Origin of the sequence: Geobacillus sp. 47C-IIb (assembly GCF_014679705.1) — a bacterium.
Lineage (GTDB): Bacteria > Bacillota > Bacilli > Bacillales > Anoxybacillaceae > Geobacillus > Geobacillus thermodenitrificans.
In genome coordinates, this window is sequence record NZ_CP061473.1 from 646,824 (window position 1) to 664,850 (window position 18,027).

19 protein-coding genes and 1 riboswitch are annotated in these 18,027 nt (G+C 53.3%); of the genes, 1 reads left to right on the forward strand and 18 read right to left on the reverse strand.

Features of this window, described 5'->3' with window-relative positions:
• Positions 1–97: 97 nt before the first annotated feature.
• The 13 genes from IC804_RS03230 to IC804_RS03290 form a co-directional block, all read right to left on the reverse strand.
• Positions 98–814 carry an AIR synthase related protein gene (locus IC804_RS03230; RefSeq protein WP_008879668.1) on the reverse strand — a complete coding sequence of 239 codons (717 nt, stop codon included), beginning with the start codon at positions 812–814 and terminating at the stop codon, positions 98–100.
• Entirely contained in the window at positions 807–1,295 is a 489-nt protein-coding gene (locus IC804_RS03235) for an ECF transporter S component (protein WP_029760995.1), read from the reverse strand. The genes IC804_RS03230 and IC804_RS03235 overlap by 8 nt, the downstream gene beginning before the upstream one ends.
• A complete protein-coding gene (locus IC804_RS03240; protein WP_029760996.1) occupies positions 1,292–1,870 on the reverse strand; it encodes a cob(I)yrinic acid a,c-diamide adenosyltransferase in 579 nt (192 codons plus the stop codon). The genes IC804_RS03235 and IC804_RS03240 overlap by 4 nt, the downstream gene beginning before the upstream one ends.
• A 14-nt stretch (positions 1,871–1,884) precedes the next feature.
• Positions 1,885–2,301, reverse strand: a complete 417-nt coding sequence (locus IC804_RS03245) for a bifunctional adenosylcobinamide kinase/adenosylcobinamide-phosphate guanylyltransferase (RefSeq protein WP_029760997.1) — start codon at positions 2,299–2,301, stop codon at positions 1,885–1,887.
• Positions 2,235–2,885 carry a histidine phosphatase family protein gene (locus tag IC804_RS03250; RefSeq protein ID WP_029760998.1) on the reverse strand — a complete coding sequence of 217 codons (651 nt, stop codon included), beginning with the start codon at positions 2,883–2,885 and terminating at the stop codon, positions 2,235–2,237. Before IC804_RS03250 ends, IC804_RS03245 begins: the two co-directional genes overlap by 67 nt.
• On the reverse strand, positions 2,843–3,631 hold the full coding sequence (locus IC804_RS03255) for an adenosylcobinamide-GDP ribazoletransferase (RefSeq protein WP_029760999.1): 789 nt from the start codon (positions 3,629–3,631) through the stop codon (positions 2,843–2,845). The genes IC804_RS03250 and IC804_RS03255 overlap by 43 nt, the downstream gene beginning before the upstream one ends.
• Positions 3,628–4,185: a bifunctional adenosylcobinamide kinase/adenosylcobinamide-phosphate guanylyltransferase gene (locus IC804_RS03260; protein WP_029761000.1), complete on the reverse strand. Its 558-nt coding sequence runs from the start codon at positions 4,183–4,185 to the stop codon at positions 3,628–3,630. The genes IC804_RS03255 and IC804_RS03260 overlap by 4 nt, the downstream gene beginning before the upstream one ends.
• A complete protein-coding gene (gene cobD, locus IC804_RS03265; protein WP_081157171.1) occupies positions 4,182–5,252 on the reverse strand; it encodes a threonine-phosphate decarboxylase CobD in 1,071 nt (356 codons plus the stop codon). The genes IC804_RS03260 and cobD overlap by 4 nt, the downstream gene beginning before the upstream one ends.
• Positions 5,209–6,180, reverse strand: a complete 972-nt coding sequence (gene cbiB, locus IC804_RS03270; protein WP_029761002.1) for an adenosylcobinamide-phosphate synthase CbiB — start codon at positions 6,178–6,180, stop codon at positions 5,209–5,211. Before cbiB ends, cobD begins: the two co-directional genes overlap by 44 nt.
• Positions 6,177–7,652 (reverse strand): adenosylcobinamide amidohydrolase, encoded by a 1,476-nt coding sequence (locus tag IC804_RS03275; protein ID WP_011887714.1) that lies wholly within the window; start codon positions 7,650–7,652, stop codon positions 6,177–6,179. Before IC804_RS03275 ends, cbiB begins: the two co-directional genes overlap by 4 nt.
• Positions 7,649–8,683 (reverse strand): FecCD family ABC transporter permease, encoded by a 1,035-nt coding sequence (locus IC804_RS03280; protein ID WP_029761003.1) that lies wholly within the window; start codon positions 8,681–8,683, stop codon positions 7,649–7,651. Before IC804_RS03280 ends, IC804_RS03275 begins: the two co-directional genes overlap by 4 nt.
• A complete protein-coding gene (locus IC804_RS03285) occupies positions 8,670–9,629 on the reverse strand; it encodes an ABC transporter substrate-binding protein (protein WP_060476043.1) in 960 nt (319 codons plus the stop codon). Before IC804_RS03285 ends, IC804_RS03280 begins: the two co-directional genes overlap by 14 nt.
• A 141-nt stretch (positions 9,630–9,770) precedes the next feature.
• Positions 9,771–9,970: riboswitch (cobalamin riboswitch) on the reverse strand.
• 308 nt (positions 9,971–10,278) lie between these two features.
• The gene (locus tag IC804_RS03290; protein WP_081157172.1) at positions 10,279–10,893 is read right to left on the reverse strand and encodes a PH domain-containing protein; all 615 of its coding nucleotides are present in this window, start codon (positions 10,891–10,893) and stop codon (positions 10,279–10,281) included.
• Positions 10,894–11,381: 488 nt separating this feature from the next.
• Between IC804_RS03290 and IC804_RS03295 the strand changes: the two genes are divergently transcribed.
• Positions 11,382–13,013 carry an IS1182 family transposase gene (locus tag IC804_RS03295; RefSeq protein WP_223812886.1) on the forward strand — a complete coding sequence of 544 codons (1,632 nt, stop codon included), beginning with the start codon at positions 11,382–11,384 and terminating at the stop codon, positions 13,011–13,013.
• Here IC804_RS03295 and IC804_RS03300 read toward each other — a convergent pair.
• From IC804_RS03300 to nagA, 5 genes are read right to left on the reverse strand one after another with little or no spacing between them, the layout of a single operon-like run.
• Complete coding sequence (locus IC804_RS03300; RefSeq protein WP_008879681.1) at positions 12,914–13,831, reverse strand: DUF7916 family protein; 918 nt, start codon at positions 13,829–13,831, stop codon at positions 12,914–12,916. The genes IC804_RS03295 and IC804_RS03300 overlap by 100 nt on opposite strands.
• 58 nt (positions 13,832–13,889) lie before the next feature.
• On the reverse strand, positions 13,890–15,254 hold the full coding sequence (gene nagE / locus IC804_RS03305) for an N-acetylglucosamine-specific PTS transporter subunit IIBC (protein WP_029761005.1): 1,365 nt from the start codon (positions 15,252–15,254) through the stop codon (positions 13,890–13,892).
• A 15-nt stretch (positions 15,255–15,269) separates the two neighbouring features.
• Positions 15,270–15,998, reverse strand: a complete 729-nt coding sequence (locus tag IC804_RS03310; protein ID WP_060476044.1) for a GntR family transcriptional regulator — start codon at positions 15,996–15,998, stop codon at positions 15,270–15,272.
• Positions 15,991–16,755 (reverse strand): glucosamine-6-phosphate deaminase, encoded by a 765-nt coding sequence (gene nagB / locus IC804_RS03315; RefSeq protein ID WP_029761007.1) that lies wholly within the window; start codon positions 16,753–16,755, stop codon positions 15,991–15,993. The genes IC804_RS03310 and nagB overlap by 8 nt, the downstream gene beginning before the upstream one ends.
• On the reverse strand, positions 16,736–17,953 hold the full coding sequence (gene nagA, locus IC804_RS03320) for an N-acetylglucosamine-6-phosphate deacetylase (RefSeq protein WP_011887720.1): 1,218 nt from the start codon (positions 17,951–17,953) through the stop codon (positions 16,736–16,738). Before nagA ends, nagB begins: the two co-directional genes overlap by 20 nt.
• Positions 17,954–18,027: the final 74 nt, after the last annotated feature.

Sequence of the window (18,027 nt, forward strand, 5' to 3'; positions counted from 1 at the left end):
CTTTTCCATGGACCGAAACCAAAAAAATCCCATTATCTTCATGATAACGGGTGGAAAACGAAAAGGAAACTGTTTTTTATCTAAAAACATCAGGCGATTACAGCTCGGCAAACAGCGAAAAAAAGAGACGTCCAGCCTGCTTCCTTAACACCTGCTCTCCAGCCGGGTCATAACTGATCAGCAAAGAGGTTGCCGGACCGCCGGAAGCAAAGAGCGGCAGCGGGCACGCACAGGCGCACCACTGACGGCCGTTGGCGGCCAACAGCTGTGTCCATTCATAATAAATACCTTTTGAACCGATAGGGATCAATTCATAAACATACGGAGAAGCGAGAAGTTCGGCAACGAGTGAAAGAGGCGCGATCCAGTCCGAGTGCACCAACACGGCTGAGCCGACGAGCGGACGACCGATAACGGCAAACTTGGCTGTCTCCGGTGTGATGCCGATTCTCTTTTGTCCATGAGCCACTGTTCCGATCGCTGTCACCCCAAGCGCCGACTGTACGGTGGCAAAATTTGATTCACTGCTGCCTGTAATTGGGAGATCAAGTCCCAGCTCACTGCCCGCTTGCCTAATGCCACGGCAAAGAGCTTCCCATCGCTCATCAGCAATAAAGTTTTGCAGCACAACCGCCTTTGCCTCTGCCCCGACGCTTACTAATTCCATTAAGGCGACGCGGGCAGCAAAATAGGCAGTTGTCTCGGCCGGAACAAACACCGCATCACCTTGTTTTTCCCCAACCGCTGCTGAACCGTCGGCGGCAATCGCTAGTTCAACACCATCGGTGAGCGGGAGAAAAAGCACATCACGCATGCGGCGCCTTCCCCCCTACTTTCGCTGCCAAGCGGACGACAGACGGCATAACCGCCATGGCGATCAATATATTCATAGCAGTGGCCACCGACAGCGGCGGAATGACCGCGATAACCAACGGCCAACCGAACGCAACGACAAGCGGCAACGGCGCCAAGAACACGTTACCGACAAAAAAGGCGATCGCTCCACCAAAGCGCCAGCCCCGCCCGTACATCGCGGCAAACAACGCACCAAGCACCGCCATTTCACAAGCGACAAGCCAATGGAACGGGCCGAGCGGCCAGCCGCCGATATAGGCGGAAATGAAGTGGCCAAGCCCGGCGACCGTTGCTCCGGCTTGCGGGCCGAGAACAGCGGCGGCAACGAGTGCCGGCGCACTGTCTAAAGCGATGCTACCGACAAACGTCGGTAGCTTGATGAACGAACCGATGACAGAAAGCGCCATACAAACGGCCAGCCAGGCAAAACGGCGGTTCATTGTTTTTCCTCCTTGTCTCGGAACACAATGGCACTCCGTTCGTATTCGATGTCGGCCACCCCTAAGCGCGCGTTCACCACCCGGGCAGCAGCGAACAAATAATCCGATAGACGATTCATATATTTGAGTACGGCATCATTGATCGGTTCCGCTTTTTGCAAGGAAACGATGCACCGTTCCGCCCGCCTTGTCACCGTGCGCGCCATATGAAGCGCAGCCGCCGCCTTCGAACCGCCTGGCAAAATGAACTTCTGCAGCGGCGGAGCCTCTTGCACGTACTCATCAATGCGCTGTTCTAAAAACGTGACCATCTCCTCGGTCACTTTATACGGCATCTTCCCGTTAACGATGGCCAAGTCACCGCCGCAGTCAAACAGCTCGTGCTGGATTTTTTGCAACTCGGCGCAAAGGTCACGAAACCGCTCATCGCCTGCCAATAAAGCGAGCGACCAGCCGATGAACGAATTCGCCTCATCAACCGTTCCGTACGCCTCGACGCGCAAATGATCTTTATCGACGCGCCCGCCGACTAAACTCGTTTTTCCTTGATCCCCTGTTCGTGTATACAGTTTCATTCGTCCTCTCCCCTTTATTTTAATCGTTCTGCTAACCCGCACCAAAGCCGGTCGACACGGCAGCACATGGCAGCAAGCCGCTGGTAGCATACCCCAACGGCATCGCGCCAGCGACGATCCGCTGGATCGGTAGGAACGATGCCTTGCGTTACGTCTGTCCCAACCCAGACGACGGTGCGGCCAGCCACTTCGTCTTCCCACTGCTTCCAAGCGTGGAAAAATCGCTCCCATTCCGCGGTATCCGGAAGGCGGCGAATGGCGGCTTCGAGTCCCTCAAAGACGACCGTTTTCGCCACCTTGACGCCGTTCGGCGGCCCGTATGGCTCTTGATAGCCGTCATGCCATACAATCTGAACGCCGTCTCCTATTCCATATCGTTCCCGCACCCATTTTCGTTTTCCTTGAAACGCACCGCCGACAACGAAATGCATCGCTCTCCCCCCTTCCAGCGCCCGATCGTTGAATCAAGCGTATACCCGCCTGCAAACGGCACGTCCCATTCCCAAAAGGAACGCGAAGTCGGTGCATATTGCTCGAGCATGAAGCGGATCGGGCCGCCGTGGGTGATGACGGCGATATGGCGGGCACCGCTTCGCTCAGCCAAAGCGAGCGTCTTTGTGAACGCCTGTTTGATGCGCTTCTGAAAACCAGCATAGCTTTCTCCGCCAGGTGGCGCCACAGAAAACGGCGCTTCAAGCCATTGGCGGTATGCCGGATCCTCGTTTAACTCGGCGAAGGTCTTTCCTTCCCAATCGCCAAACGACAGCTCGCGCCACCAGCTTGTCCACCAGTCCGCTGGACGGCCGCCGAACAATAAGGCAGCCGTTTCCCGGCAGCGGCGAAGATCGCTCGAAACAATCCGGTCAACCGCCATAGGCAGCTTGGGCTTTAGGCTGCTGAGCCGAACGCGCTCAGCAGCAGCCAACGGCGCATCCGTCCAACCAATATACGCCCGCTGGCGGTTCAACGCTGTCATCCCATGGCGGATGAATGTAATAGCCAAACGACGCCCCATAAAAGCGTCTCCCCTCCTTCAATCAGCGCTCCGAGCACATCGCCGGTAACGCCGCCAAACTGTTTTTCCACCCATGGCTTGGCTCCTAACGCCAAAAGCGCCATCGCCACAGCGAGCGCTGCACTTGTCCATACAGGGACGCCCCCGAGCACCGAGAGAAGTGAAAGGACGAGGAAAGCGAGCACCAACGCCCAGACAGCATCGTGCCATGAAATATATTCGCGCACTGATGCCGCCATTCCTGTCGGTTTCGCCAGCTTGCCGACAGAAAGCAGCCAAGCGGCCCCCGAACGCGATAAAAGCGGAATCGCAACAAACAAAGCTGGCGGAATCTCGGCCTTAATCGTCTCATACAAAAACAACCAACGAAATGACAATAAACAGGCAAGCGACAAAACAGCGAATGCGCCGACACGCGAATCGGACATAATCTCTTGTCGCCGTTTGGCGTCGCGATATGAAAAAAAGGCGTCGCTCACATCCATCCAGCCGTCGGCGTGCAAACCGCCAGCCAGCCAAATACCGAGCCAAAGAAGAAAAAGCGCCAAAAAGAGCGGCGTGCCGAACGAAAACATAGAACATAAAGCATATGTCCCAGCAGCCAGCGCCCCGATCGCCGCCCCCGCAAGCGGCATACTGCGCACGAGCCAACGGACATGGATGTCATTCCATTCAATTGATCGCCGAATTGGAATGACGGTAAACAACTGCAACGCCAACAGCCAGCCGTTCCACATCTGCCTCATTGCGGCCACCGCCCTTTTTTCACTCGAACGAGACCGCATTCAACCACCGCGGCAACCGCCGCTTCTGCAACCAACTGTTGATGAAGCCAACCGAGCGTTTTCATATAGCAAAACGTGCCAGGATCAGTCGGTACACCGCCAGAAAACAGTTCGTTTGAAACGATGACAACAGCGCGGCAAGCATCCGCTAAACTCCGCACGTCATCTAACAGATGGCCGGCGATGGCGAATGACGCCTCCTCCGTTCGCCAACTGTCGCCGACAAACAAGTCATTCGCCAGCCACATGGTTAAACAATCAATGAGCACAACGTCGGAAGGACGAAGCGACTCGGCAAGCTGCTCAAGACGTGCCGGCCCTTCCCACACCATCCAGTACGCCCCACTGGCTGTGCGCCGCTCTTGATGGCGACGGATGCGCGCCGCCATTTCCTCATCCGTCGCCTGCGCAGTGGCAAGATAATGGAGACGGCCGCCATGAGCGAGACTCCTAGCACATGCTTCCGCCACTTCGCTTTTGCCGCTGCGCACCGCGCCGCTCACAAACACGATCATCCATCCCACCCCGCAAGCGCTTCGAGAAGCCGGTCGTTTTCCATCGGTGTTTTGACGGCCAGCCGAACATAGCGGCCGTCAAGTCCGGGGAAATTCATCGTATGCCGCGGTACAATCCCTTTCTTTAATAAATGGAAGAGCAGCGCCTCCGTCCGCCCTGTCCGTGGACGCAACAAGTAAAAGTTGACGACTGACGGCGAGACGTCGTACCGTTCGGCTGGAAGCGCTTGGAACACCCGCTCCCGCTCAGCCGCTAGTTGCTCTTTTGTCCACGTCACAAACGAATCCATTTGCAAAAAGCGAATGGCTAGCTGTTGAGCAACTTGACTCACACTCCATGGCGGCTGCCTCGTTTTTAACGTGGCAACGATCTCCTCATTGGCAACGACATAGCCGAGTCGTGCTCCTGCTAAATGATGGATTTTCGTCAATGACCGGAGCACGATGAGGCGTGAGTAGCGGTCCAACCAGCGCACAGCAGTAAACCCGCCGCGCCAAAACGGATAAAATGCTTCATCCACAACGATATATGTACCGGCTTGATCGGCCGCATCAATGAACAATCGAAGTTCATGTTCCGGCATCACCGTCCCGGTCGGATTGTTCGGATGGCATAAAAAAACGATGTCCTGCCCCGCCGCCCATGCTGCCGCCTCATCAATATCATATGAAAAGCCGCATTGTTCCTCGGCCATCAACGCCGCTACCTCACAACCGTAGGCGAGGCAGGCACGCCGATATTCCGAAAATGTCGGTTCTAACACACCGACCCGCCGTCCGGCAAACAGCGCCGCCAACAAATAAATTGCCTCTGCCGCCCCGTTCGTCATGAGCACTTGTCTACGCTCAATCCCTTCCTGCTTGGCGATCAATGCGACGAGCGCTTCCGCTTCCAAATCGGGATATTCACCAACCCAGCGAATCCACTCCTCACTGTCCGGCCAGGCGGAAGGCGGCAGCTGGTACGGGTTCGTATTGACGCTGAAATCAACATACTTATGTGGAGGGGTAAGTCCGCACTGCTTATAGAGCACGTGCGGATTCGCCCCATGCGCCGGCCAATACAACGATCATCCCTCCGATCCATAGCCATAACGTAAAAACAAGCACCGTTCCGATCATGATGCCGACCGCCCGACGAATATGGACGGAGCGAAGCGGGACGTCCGGGCGGCCGATCGTCGGCCGCTCGGAAACAACGCCACCATATGTATTCGTTCCACCCAGCTGCACCCCGAGCAGCCCAGCCATCGCCGCCTCGAGCCAACCACTGTTGGGGCTCGGATGGCGGCGGGCATCGCGAAACAAAACTGCCAAAGAGCGACGAAGCCGGCGGCCACCATAAATGAACACCATGACAAGTGCCGTCAACCGAGCCGGAATATAGTTCAGCACATCATCCAGCCGGGCGGCTGCCCAGCCAAATTCGCCATACTTCTCATTTTTATAACCGATCATCGAATCGCACGTGTTCACCGCCCGATACAATAAGGCAAGCGGCGCCCCACCAATGGCTGCGTAAAAGAGAGGGGCGGTAACGCCGTCGCTCGTATTTTCCGCCACCGTTTCCACACAGGCACGGGTAATGCCGGCTTCATCGAGCCGCTCGGTATCGCGGCCGACGATCATCGACAGCGCGCGCCGCGCCTCCGGGAGATCGCCCGCTTCGAGCGGCCGCCGCACATCCTCAGCTGCTTCAGCAAGACTTTTTGTCGCAATAGTCGTAAAAATGAGCACCCCTTCGACCGCCACGCCAATGTATACTGACAAGGCATAGCTCATATGAACGATGAGCGCGGACACCCCATACACGATGGCCAGCACGGCGGCCACGGCCGCCACTCCCTTAGCCCGGCGGCCGCTTCCTTGATTCCAGTGCTGGTCGAAATAAGCAATCAGTCCTCCCATCCCGCGCACCGGATGCGGCAGCCAGCGCGGGTCACCAAACAGTGCGTCAAGAAACAATGCCAACGTCAGCGCCAACAGATGCGTCATCGTCTTCCCCTCCGTCGCTCATAGCGGTCGAGCGCCTCGATCGTCGCCTCATACACGAGCCGACCGAGCTCGCGGCCAAGCTCAGTCGCCGTCCCAGCATAAGCGAACGTCCGTCCAGTTTGTGTCGCGGCCACCGCGAGCGAATCGGTCGATGTCCCAGTGGCAACCGTTCCAGTTTCTGGATCGTAAACTCGATGATCCGCCAGCGCTTTCGCCTTCGCTTCCGTCGCTGTCATGACCGCCTGAACGAATGCCGCCTCGGTCAGCGTCCCGTCAATGATGATGACCATATTGATTGTCCCAGGCTTCGCTGCGAGCGGTTGGTGCTGCCACGCCCGAGCGGCGTCGACTGCATTCCCGACGCCGGCCGTCACCATGACCGCAACCGAAAATGCCTCCTTATCTTCCCAACGCCAGACCACATCGTGCACATCGACGGCGGTCATCATGCCGATCGTCTGGGCAACTGAAAATCCGTGCTGTTCCAAATAACGCCGCATGTCTTCGTCCGCATAGGGATTATCGTAATCCAGGCCGACATGTCGATTGACGAAGTGGGTCACCCACTGAAACCCGCTGCCAACAAGAGCGGAAGACAACACACGAAGTGGTTTGTGAGCAACGAGAACGACGGCGTCGTCGAGAAAAGACGGGTGCAGCCCACCGATAAGCGGTGCCTTCTTGCGTTGTTGTTGCGGCACAAACGAAAACATCGGCTTCGCCGCTACCGGATGTGCTTGGCGCACAACCGGGGCGGCAAACACGTCATTCAGCAGCCTCGGCGTCATGACGTCCGCCGGCGCGCCGAGCGCAGCTGTTTTCCCCTCTTTTAAAACAAGCACCCGATCGCAATAAAGACTGGCAATGCTCATATCGTGAAAAACAGCGACAACCGTCAAGCCGCGCGCACGTGCGGATTGGGCGAGCTGATCAAGAAGCCGAACTTGCCCGCTTATATCCATATGATTGGTCGGCTCATCCAATAAGAGCAACTGTGGCTCTTGGGCAAGCGCCCGGGCCAAATAGGCACGCTGCCGCTCGCCGCCGCTTAACCGCTCAAGCGGCTCATCGATTTTATCGGCTAAACCGACGGCGGCAATCACCTCTTGAACCACGGTTTCATCTTCTGCCGTCCATGTTGGAAACAACCCGTGCTGATGGGCGTAGCGGCCGAGCGCTACTGTTTCTTTCACCGTATAGCCATACGCCGTTTCCACCGCTTGCGGCAGGACGGCGGCCAACTGCGCCCATTGTTTTGCCGACAACTCGGAAAGCAGCCGACCGCTCATGACAATCTCACCGCTCGCAAGCGGAAGCTCCTTGCTGATCAGTTTCAGCAACGTCGTCTTCCCGCTGCCGTTTGGCCCTAAAATGCCAAACAACTCTCCTTTTTTGACGGAAAACGTCACGCCGTCAAGCACTTGTTTCTGTCCATACCGATGCGATACGGCACGCACATCGAGCATCATCATCCCATCTTTCGTTTCGTTTTTCGGAAAAATAGGGCGGCAAACAACGGGGCGCCGATGAGCGATGTAATGACACCGATCGGCAGCTCACGCGGCTCAATGATCGTCCGTGCCACCACATCGGCGAGCACAAGAAACGACCCACCGTACAAAAGCGACAGCGGCAAAAGCACCCGATAGTTTGGTCCGCACACAAGCCGAACCATGTGTGGGACAACAAGCCCGACAAAGCCGATCGTTCCCGACACCGACACCGCCGCACCGGTGAGCAGCGCGGCCGCTGTCAAAATGATAATTTTGCGGCGAGTGACATCGACGCCGACGTGAAGCGCTGCCGCTTCGCCGAACGCGAACGCGTTCAGTTCACGGGCGTTGACGATAAGCGTTGTCGCACCAATGAGAAAAAACGGAAACAATAATCCGCTATACTTCCACCCGCGCATCGCCACGCTCCCCATCAGCCATGAGATAATTTGCCGCAGCTCCTCACCCGTCAAGGCAATCATGAGCGAAATGAAAGCACTGAAGAAGGCGCCGAAAATAATGCCGGCTAAAATGATCGTCTCAACCGACATTCGCCGTTCAACCGCGCGGGTGAACGCCAACACAGCGGCAAGCGTCGCCATGCCGCATAAGATGCTCACAATCGGCAGCGTAAACGTGCCAAACAACGGCCATTGCCAGCCGAGAAAAATGACGAGCACCGCCCCGACGGAGGCACCAGACGAAACGCCCAGCGTATATGGATCAGCGAGCGCGTTTTTCAACAGTCCTTGAAATGCGGCTCCGGCAAGTGCCAATGAAGCCCCGACCAAAAAGGCGAGCACCACGCGCGGCATGCGGATCTCCATCACAATCGGCACCCAATCCGCCGGCATGTCAGGCGGAAGTGGTATGCCGGTCCATTCAGCAGCAACAATCCGAACAATCGATGAAAAGGGGATCGACAGCGACCCGGTCGATATCCCTATGAGCAGTGAAAAGACGGCCGCAGCAGCGGCCGCGATATATAGCCACGCTTTACTTAAACACATCCGGGTAAATAGCTTTGGCAAGTTCCTCGACTCCTTCAACAAGACGCGGACCCGGCCGGCTCACTAAGTCGGTGTTAACGTCATACACTCGCTTATTTTTCACGGCCGGTACGTCCTTCCAAGCCGTGCGTTTAAGCACTTGTTCGGCTCCGCTGTATGTTGTAATGATGACATCAGGCTTATAGGCAACCGCCTGTTCCTCTGTCACCATCGGCCAACCTTCTAAATCGCCGGCAACATTTCTGGCAGAAATCACCTGAAGCATCTCGTCCATAAACGTCCCCTTGCCGGCTGTATAAAGTTGCGGCGGTGGCTCCACCTCAACCCAGACGTTCACCTGCTTGTCCGCCGGAATTTGTTTTGCTTTTTCCTTCATTTGCGCCAGTTTCGCCTTCATGTCATGGATGACTTGCTCCGCTTTATCCGCTGTTCCGGTTGCTTGGCCGATGAGCTTGATCGATGCATACACATCGTTAAACGACGTGGCGCTATTGATAACAAGCACGGTAATGCCGGCATCTTTTAGTTGCTGCAGGCCGTCTTTCGCGTTATGAGCGCTTGACGCATGGGCGAGAACAAGATCCGGTTTCAAGGAAATAATTTTCTCGACGTTAAATTCCATGCTGCCGACTTTCGTTTTCGTTTTGACGTCGTCTGGATAATTGTCAAAATCGCTGACACCGACAATTTTCTCACCAAGCCCCAACGCGTAGGCAATTTCCGTATTGCTTGGAATAAGTGAAACGATTTTTTGCGGTTCTGCTTTGATCGTTACCTCTTCCCCCAGCCCGTCTTTCACCGTCACCGGAAACGCTGCTTGTTCCGGGTTCTGTTCCTCTTTTTTCGCCGGCTGGGCGCTGTTCCCCGTTCCGCTGTTGCAGCCGACAAGCATAACGGCCAAAGCGACCAGAGCAGCCAATACCGCTGACCATTTCCAACGCTTCATCAGTCGTTCCCCCCTTTAGGTGATATATGTAAAAGAAAAGCGCCCATTCCGTCTAAATCCGGGAATGAGCGCGAAACGGCCTAATGTAAGCACAAAAATGCCTAGGCGACCGTTTCCGCGTCTCACCCCCCGAAGATTCGGAAACTTTTGCGCAAGCAAGGCAGGTCTACTGACTCATGCTTCATCCTACTCTGAAGCCTTCCCATGCGGGAGACGGCGCAAGCCATCCAGCCGCACAGTGGCAATTTCATTTCGTCCGCATTGACAGTTGCGGGGACAGTTCCGGATTCCCACCGGATTCCCTATTAAGCCTTCGCGGCACCTTGCTGCGAGTCTATGAAACTATTCGGATATGGACAATTTTTATATTAAAGCAAGGTTTAACATTTGACAACTATGAATTTATGGTGGCTGACGGCAGGCTATCAGCGGCCCTCTCCCCAGACGGCTCAGCTTCCTTCACCATGTTTCACGCGGAATACAGCACCCGTTCATCGTATTCAATGCCCGCAATTTATCTAGGCACATCACGCACCACCAACAGAGGGTGCGTTAATCGAAATGAACTTCGTCAACTGTATTTTGAAAAAAATAAGGAAAGGTGCCCCTTCTCCGGAGCGCGTCCTTTCCTTGTACAAAATTTATCTCATCACTGTTGAATATATTTGTCAAACACAAATCCGAAATCTTTCACTGTATAGTTCTTTTTCGCTTCAGTAAGCCATTGAAACGCATACTCATTGATCGCCTTAAAATCGGCCGCAACGTTGGTGCCGTCGCCACGCATGTTGGCAAACAGGTTGGCCGCAAGCTCCATACTGCGCTGGGCATAGTCGAATTTCGTTTCGTTTTCCTCACAAATCGTGGCAATGGCCAATAGCGATTTATACAAATCTTTCAATTCCTCGATATGTTTTTTATGAACATCGATCGAGTAGGAGTGCGATCCGATTTTAAATTTGATTTCCGCATCCAAATCGACCGTCCCAGCCGTCTCGAGCGACACATCGGAAATCGGATATTTATAGTAATCATAGCGGCGCAGCGTCCGCTTTTTGCTTGTGGCGCTCGTGCCGTCTAGATGAATGAGTGCAAGGTTGGTGAAACAATACTCATCTGATTTGGATTTAATAAGAAAGTAAATTTTTTCTCCGTCTTCATGCATCACATAATCATCAGCATCGACTTTATCGTAATCTTTCGTTTGAATGACCGAGCCGATGTCGCTCAGCCCAAGCACATCAGCGGCGACTTTTCCAAACATCCCGATTCTCCTCTCCGGTTTTCCTAGTTTTCAATTGACACCTCTGTTTCCGCGTGCCGCACATTGTCTTGCCAAATGAGAGCTGGATGGACGTGTGCGCGGCTTTCCGCCATCGTCAGACAAACAAAAGATAGCTATCGTCTAATGCCTTCCATCTAATATTACGTGCACAAAGGAGAAAAGTTTCATTCCCGTAAAAAACAATCACCCACAACTTAGCACTCGTAAATGCGGAAAGGGGCGATCACGCCATAAAGGCCACTCTCCGCATGCCAACAGCCGTTTCCGTTGATCACCCAAAACGGAGTGAACCGACGGTTTCGTCCTCAACTGCTCGGCAGCCGTCACATTTTCCTTGCCATCCGCAACACTTTTTGCTTGTTTTAGTCTTCAAAAAAGAGGCCGTATCGGCCTCTCAGCTTGTCGACAAAGTCGACAAGCTGTTTTATTATGAAGGTAAGACGAGGGAGAAATGGAGGAAAGGAACGATGCTTCGGCCACACCAAGAAGATGGGCGCTATACCGAAACCACGGTGAAACTGGATGATCTGGTTCCAGAGGATCACTTGGTAAGAAAGCTGGATGCGGCCATTGATTTTTCTTTTATCTATGATGTGGTGAAAGATCTCTACTCTCCTGATCATGGACGTCCGAGCATTGATCCAGTGATGTTGTTTAAAATGTATTTGATTCAGTATGTATTTGAGATTCGCTCCATGCGTGAAACCGTCGAACAAATCCGAACCAACGTCGCCTACCGTTGGTTTTTAGGACTTAGTCTTCATGATCCCGTTCTCATCACTCGACGCCAAGTAAAAACTATGCGCGTCGTTTCGCTGGAACGGATGTATTCCATCAAATTTTTTCACGGATTTTTAAAAGAAGCCTTTGAACACGGATTGGTAGATTCGAGTGTCTTGTACGTAGACTCCACTCATGTCAAAGCAAGCGCCAATAAAAAGAAGTTTACAACGGAAATGGCAGAAGTCGAAGCCAAAGCCTACCAACAGGAACTCGAAAAAGAAATCGAACGGGATCGGATCGCTCATGGAAAATCGCCGTTGCCATCTGAGAAAAAAAAAAAACGGGAAGTAAAAGTAAGCAAAACGGATCCGGAGAGCGGACTGTTGGTGAAAAATGAACGGGAGCGAGTGTTTGCCTATTCGTATCATACAGCTTGTGATCGCAACGGATGGATTCTACAGACCTACGTGACGGCAGCCAACGTCCATGACAGTCAAGCGTTTTTTGTGCTGTTCGAACGAGTGAAACGGGAAATCCAATCATGTCCGGAAGCCGTGTGTGTAGACGCAGGATATAAAACTCCTGCCATTGCCAAGTATTTACTCGAACAAGGGGTAAAGCCGATTTGGCCGTACACTCGCCCGAAAACAAAAGATGGATTCTTTCGGAAATCAGATTTTGTGTATGACGAATATTTTGATTGTTATCTATGCCCCAATGATCAAGTTCTATCTTACTCTACTACGAATCGGGAAGGGTACCGGGAATACAAATCGGACCCGGCGGTGTGCCGAAGCTGTCCGTATCTTCATCAGTGCACGCAAAGCAAGAGCTACACCAAAGTAGTCACTCGCCACGTATGGCAGGACTACTATGAAGAAGCAGAGCATTTGCGGTATGTTCCGGAATACCGGGAACTCTATGCCCTCCGAAAAGAGACGATTGAACGGGATTTCGCCGATATGAAAGAGAAGCATGGTCTGCGCTGGACGCATTACCGGGGATTGGAAAAAAATGAGGCGCAGGCGATGCTTGTTTGTGCTGCCATGAATTTAAAAAAACTGGCGAATTACCTATGGAAGGCGAAGCACCGCCCTTTCTTTTCCTTTGCATGGCTTCCCATCCTACCCACTTTTTTTGAAAACATAGTCTATTTATGGAACAAAATGGGTTTCAGACATTCGTCTGAAACCCATTTTGTCAACAGTCTGGGCCTCTCTCCTTACTTCCGTTCAGCGGGAACAGAAAAACCTTCTTTGTTGAGAATAAACAATTGTTATCTCAAGGGCGATCTTGCCATGCGAATGTACGTATGGCGTTTGCCGCGAATAGCGATGGAATATGCCATAATGTTCTCTGGAACGGCGATGCCATGATAGCCAGCGTCGCCGATATGGTGCATATCCGCTCCGGCCATTTTGCTCGCAAGCGCGATTTGGCGAATCGTATGCTCATCCGCTCCTTCCTGACTTGTGCCAATCGTCAGCATGACAAGCGCTCCATGTTCATGCGCCACCCGAACAAGCTTCTCCGTTTTGTCTAATGTTACCCCTGGCACGGTTCCTGGAGCTGGCATCAAAACGATGTCAGCGCCAGCGCGAATAAATCGCACCACCACTTCTTCCGATACGATACCGCTTCCCGCTTCGTCGGCAACGCCTGCTGCGTGCATTTTCCCGGCAATAATTAGAGCGTCTTCGCCTAAAACAGCCCGCGCCGTTTCGATGGCTTTCACAATCTCATCATTCGTCACGCCTGTTTTCGGGTTCCCGGTCAGACAAATAAAGTCAACTCCTAACCGCTTCGCTTGTTGCAGTGACTCTGCCGTTGCCATTCTCCCTTTTGGCAATGACGCCAACGCCTCGAGCTGCTTCGCGTTCGGGTCAACAGGTTCCAAATTGACGCCAACCGGGCGCCCTGTCAACTGTTTTAACCGCTCCACCATGTGATCGGGCTCATTCACGTCCAAACCGTTCACAACTGGACGGAACACATCGAACCAATTCAATAACAGCAAATCCGCCCCAAACGCCGCCGCCAGTTCGGCGTTGGTGATCGCTGGATAAAGCGGCGCAAATTCTCCGATGACTTCGGCAACGATCACTCTACCTTCTGACGCCTGAATCGCTTGTTTCAACTGCTTCCCTTCCATCTTGCGGAAATCGGAGGCGCTGCAATCCAACAATCGTTTCATAAGCGCTCTTCCTTCCTAACGTTCGCATACAAGAACGATCTGTCCATTTCACTTTTGATTATTTTCTCATCGCATTGGCTAAAAATTCGACATCCGTGCCAATGATCACTTGCAAATCCGTTTGGTTGAGACGAAGCACCCCTTTCGCCCCTAAGCGCTTCAATTCAGCTTCGTTGACTTTTGACATGTCTTTTACTTTTAAGCGCAAGCGTGTGACACAATTATCAATTTGTGTGAGGTTTTCTTTTCCTCCCAATGCCTCTATATATTTTACCGCTAGCTCTTCATATTTTACGCCCGACTGCGCCGCTTTGCTGTCGGTAAACTCTCCCTCTACGTCATCTTCACGTCCCGGCGTTTTTAAATTGAGCTTCGTAATCAGGAAATAGAAAACAACGAAATAGATCACAGCATAGATGAGTCCTTGAACAATTAATAAATACGGTTTTTGTGCAATTCCATAGTTTAAGAAAAAGTCAATCGCACCGGCCGAGAACGTAAACCCGTGATGAATATCAAATGCCGTCGCCACCGCCAGCGATAAGCCAGTTAACACGGCATGAACGACATACAAGAGCGGCGATAAAAACATAAACAAAAATTCGATCGGCTCTGTAATACCGGTTAAAAACGATGTCAACGCTACGCCAAGGAGCGCACCGGCAATCGCTTTGCGCCGTTCCTTCTTCGCCGCGATGATCATCGCCAATGCCGCCGCCGGGAGACCGAACATCATGACCGGGAAGAAGCCAGCCATAAAAATCCCTGCATCCGGGTCACCGGCAAAAAATCGGCTTAAATCACCGGTTTTACCGTCATACTCACCAAACACAAACCAGACGAAACTGTTTAACACATGGTGCAGCCCAACAGGAATGAGCAACCGGTTTAAGAACCCAAAAATCCCAACGCCAACGGCCCCGGCGCCCACGATCCAATGACCGATCGCATTAATGCCGTCTTGAATCGGCGGCCAAATGTATCCGAAAACGAGAGCAAGCACGATCATAACAAGCGATGTTACGATCGGCACAAACCGCCGGCCACCGAAAAAGCCGAGCCAGTCCGGCAACTTGATATCATGATAACGATTGTATAAAAGCCCGGCGATCACCCCGGAGATGATACCGCCTAATACGGACATATTGATGTCTTTATCAATCGCGGCAGCGCCTTTCGTCAAAACAAAATAGCCGATCGCCCCAGCGAGCGCGGCAGCACCATTGCCATCTTTTGAAAAGCCGATGGCGACACCAATGGCGAAAATCAACGCCAAGTTGGAAAATACCGCATCACCCGCAGCAGCGATAAATGGAATATCTAATAAGTCGTCCTGACCAAGCCGGAGCAACAGTCCAGCCGCCGGCAAAACGGCAATCGGCAGCATAAACGCCTTTCCTAGACGCTGTAAAAATCCTAACATAAACATTCCCCCTTTTTATTTTCTTCGTTCCATTTCAACGATGAATTTGTATCGGTCACCGCGATACACTGATTTCACAACTTCCAGTGGCCGTCCGTCAGTAAGGTATGTGCGGCGTTCGAGCAACAGCACCGGAGCTCCTTCTTTCACTTGCAAGTGTTCGGCTTCCAGCTTACGGGCGACGGACGCTTCAATCACTTGAACGGCAGTGCCGATGGCTAATCCAACTTCCTTTTCCATAAATTCATACACGGAACCGTTTACAATCTCGCGCGTCAAATGAGGCGCCAATGCGCACGGAATATAGAGCGTCTCGAGCGCCATCGGCGAGCCGTCGGCTAAGCGGAGACGGCGAATTTCGTAAAGGGCGTCCCCTTCCTTAACAGCGAGCCATTCGGCCAGTTTCTTTGAAGCCGGCACCGTTTCAAAGCCAAGAACAACGGTGTCCGGCTCCATGCCACGCGCCCGCATATCTTCGGAAAAGCTCGTCAGTCCTTTAAGCGGCTGCTCAATTTTTTTCGCTGCGACAAACGTTCCTTTTCCACGCCGGCGAACAAGGTAGCCGTCGTTGACCAAATTGTTGACCGCCTGCCGAACGGTCATCCGGCTAATATCGTACGTTTCCGCCAACTCACGCTCAGACGCAATCATCTCCCCTGGCTGCCACTCTCCTTTTTCAATTTTCTCCTTCATATATTGCTCAAGCTGGTAATAAATTGGAACAGGAGATTGTTTATCAATCACGGGATTCCACCTGCCGCTGTTCGTTTGGAATAAGTGACAGCGCCTCTTGGTCGGCGATGATCGTGACATCCGGATGGAGATGAAGCGCCGAAGCCGGCAGCTCAGGTGAAACGACCCCTTCGAACAGCCGGGCGAGCGCGGAAGCTTTTTCCGCTCCTGATGCGAGCAGCACGATGCGTCGGCTTCGTAAAATGGTTGCGATCCCCATCGTAATGGCGTGGTGCGGCACGTCATCCAATGACGGGAAAAAGCGGGCGTTCGCCTCACGCGTTGATGCGGCAAGCTCAACGACATGGGTCATCGACGAAAACGGGGTCCCTGGCTCGTTAAAGCCGATATGGCCGTTGCGCCCGATGCCTAAGAGCTGTAAATCAACGCCTCCTAGCCCTTCAATCAGCTGCTCATAGCGGCGGCACTCCTCACCTAAATCAGCGGCCAAGCCGTCCGGCACGTGCGTCTCGTCAAGCGGAATGTCCAGATTCGAAAACAAATGCTCATTCATATAATAGCGATAGCTGTTCGGATGATCCGGACCAAGCCCGACATACTCATCCAAATTGACCGTGCGCACAAACTGGTACGATGTTCCGTGCTGCCGATGGTCGGCAACGAGTTCACGGTACACACCGAGCACCGTCGAACCGGTTGCTAACCCGAGAACGGCATTCGGTTTTTCTTTAACTTGTTGGATGATCATTCTCGCTGCTTGGCGACTCATATCTGCATAGTCCATAGCCTCAATGACTTTCATGACCATCCCTCCCTGCCCCTTGTGGTTCGCTTTGTTGACAGTAAGCAAGTGCGCCGCGGCAAAACGTCATCGCCACCTTGTATTGTTCATCAAGCACGACAACATCGGCGTCTTTCCCCGGACGCAAACTCCCCTTTCGATCAAGGACGCGAAGCTGTTTCGCCGGATTCCAGCTCGCCATACGGATCACTTCTTCAAGGGTGCAGCCGGTGCAATCGAGTACACGGCGAAGAGCATCAGCAAGCTTTAACACGCTTCCTGCCAGCGTGCCGTCGGCAAGACGCGCCTCTCCACCGCGAACAGTCACCTCCTGGCCACCGAGATCGTATTGCCCATCGCCGAGACATTTAGCGCGCATAGCGTCAGTGATTAAGATGAGCCCATCACTCCTTTTGTTCCGGTAAGCAAAACGAACCATCGGCGGCGCAACGTGCAGCCCATCGGCAATCAATTCGCACATCACTTCATCATGCATGAGCACCGCACCAGCAACCCCCGGTTCACGGTGGTGAATGCCGCGCATCCCGTTAAATAAGTGGGTGGCATGCGTCACCCCCGCAGCGACCGCCGCTTTCACCTCCTCGTAAACAGCGTCGGAATGGCCGATCGAGGCGACGACCCCCGTTTTCTTTAAATAAGCGACAAGATCAAGCCCCCCGTCCCGCTCTGGAGCGAGCGTCACAAGGCGGATATTGCCGCCGGCAACTTCTTGCCAACGCTGAAACAGTGAAATGTCCGGGTCAGCGAGGTGGCGTGGGTGCTGTGCCCCAGCGCGCTTCGGCGACAAAAACGGCCCTTCCAAATGAACACCGAGCACTTCAGCCGCCCCAGGATCGTTCTCCCGCTCCATATAACGCGCTACATTCACAAGTGCTGCTTCGATTTGTTCACTCGGCGCCGTCATGGTCGTCGCTAGGAAGCTTGTTGTTCCTTCCGCCGGTAAAGCGTTGGCCATCGCCTGGATCGCCACTGGCGTCGCATCCATCACATCAGCTCCGGCTGCCCCATGAATATGAACATCAATAAATCCGGGCACGATAGCAAATCGCGGGGACAGTTCGATCACTTCCGCCCCGGCATCAGCCGGGCATAACGACATCGGACCGACATCGGCCACTTTCTCTCCTTCGATCAACACATATCCTTGGTCAATTTTCCCTGTTTCTGCATACACGACAGCGTTTTTTAACAGCCACCGTTTCATGTCGATCCCTCTCTTTCTATCACAATCATAACATCATATATTCTAGTTGTCTATACCACTAAACCAAAAAAGAG

Coding starts and splice junctions, on each gene's coding strand:
- IC804_RS03285 (WP_060476043.1), bottom strand. CDS start 9,629: ATGAAGCGTTGGAAATGGTCAGCGGTATTGGCTGCTCTGGTCGCTTTG.
- IC804_RS03235 (WP_029760995.1), bottom strand. CDS start 1,295: ATGAACCGCCGTTTTGCCTGGCTGGCCGTTTGTATGGCGCTTTCTGTC.
- IC804_RS03275 (WP_011887714.1), bottom strand. CDS start 7,652: ATGATGATGCTCGATGTGCGTGCCGTATCGCATCGGTATGGACAGAAA.
- IC804_RS03300 (WP_008879681.1), bottom strand. CDS start 13,831: ATGAAACGATTGTTGGATTGCAGCGCCTCCGATTTCCGCAAGATGGAA.
- IC804_RS03230 (WP_008879668.1), bottom strand. CDS start 814: ATGCGTGATGTGCTTTTTCTCCCGCTCACCGATGGTGTTGAACTAGCG.
- IC804_RS03260 (WP_029761000.1), bottom strand. CDS start 4,185: ATGATCGTGTTTGTGAGCGGCGCGGTGCGCAGCGGCAAAAGCGAAGTG.
- cbiB (WP_029761002.1), bottom strand. CDS start 6,180: ATGACGCATCTGTTGGCGCTGACGTTGGCATTGTTTCTTGACGCACTG.
- IC804_RS03295 (WP_223812886.1), top strand. CDS start 11,382: ATGCTTCGGCCACACCAAGAAGATGGGCGCTATACCGAAACCACGGTG.
- IC804_RS03280 (WP_029761003.1), bottom strand. CDS start 8,683: ATGTGTTTAAGTAAAGCGTGGCTATATATCGCGGCCGCTGCTGCGGCC.
- IC804_RS03250 (WP_029760998.1), bottom strand. CDS start 2,885: ATGGGGCGTCGTTTGGCTATTACATTCATCCGCCATGGGATGACAGCG.
- IC804_RS03255 (WP_029760999.1), bottom strand. CDS start 3,631: ATGAGGCAGATGTGGAACGGCTGGCTGTTGGCGTTGCAGTTGTTTACC.
- nagA (WP_011887720.1), bottom strand. CDS start 17,953: ATGAAACGGTGGCTGTTAAAAAACGCTGTCGTGTATGCAGAAACAGGG.
- IC804_RS03290 (WP_081157172.1), bottom strand. CDS start 10,893: ATGTTTGGAAAAGTCGCCGCTGATGTGCTTGGGCTGAGCGACATCGGC.
- IC804_RS03245 (WP_029760997.1), bottom strand. CDS start 2,301: ATGCATTTCGTTGTCGGCGGTGCGTTTCAAGGAAAACGAAAATGGGTG.
- IC804_RS03240 (WP_029760996.1), bottom strand. CDS start 1,870: ATGAAACTGTATACACGAACAGGGGATCAAGGAAAAACGAGTTTAGTC.
- nagB (WP_029761007.1), bottom strand. CDS start 16,755: ATGGTCATGAAAGTCATTGAGGCTATGGACTATGCAGATATGAGTCGC.
- nagE (WP_029761005.1), bottom strand. CDS start 15,254: ATGTTAGGATTTTTACAGCGTCTAGGAAAGGCGTTTATGCTGCCGATT.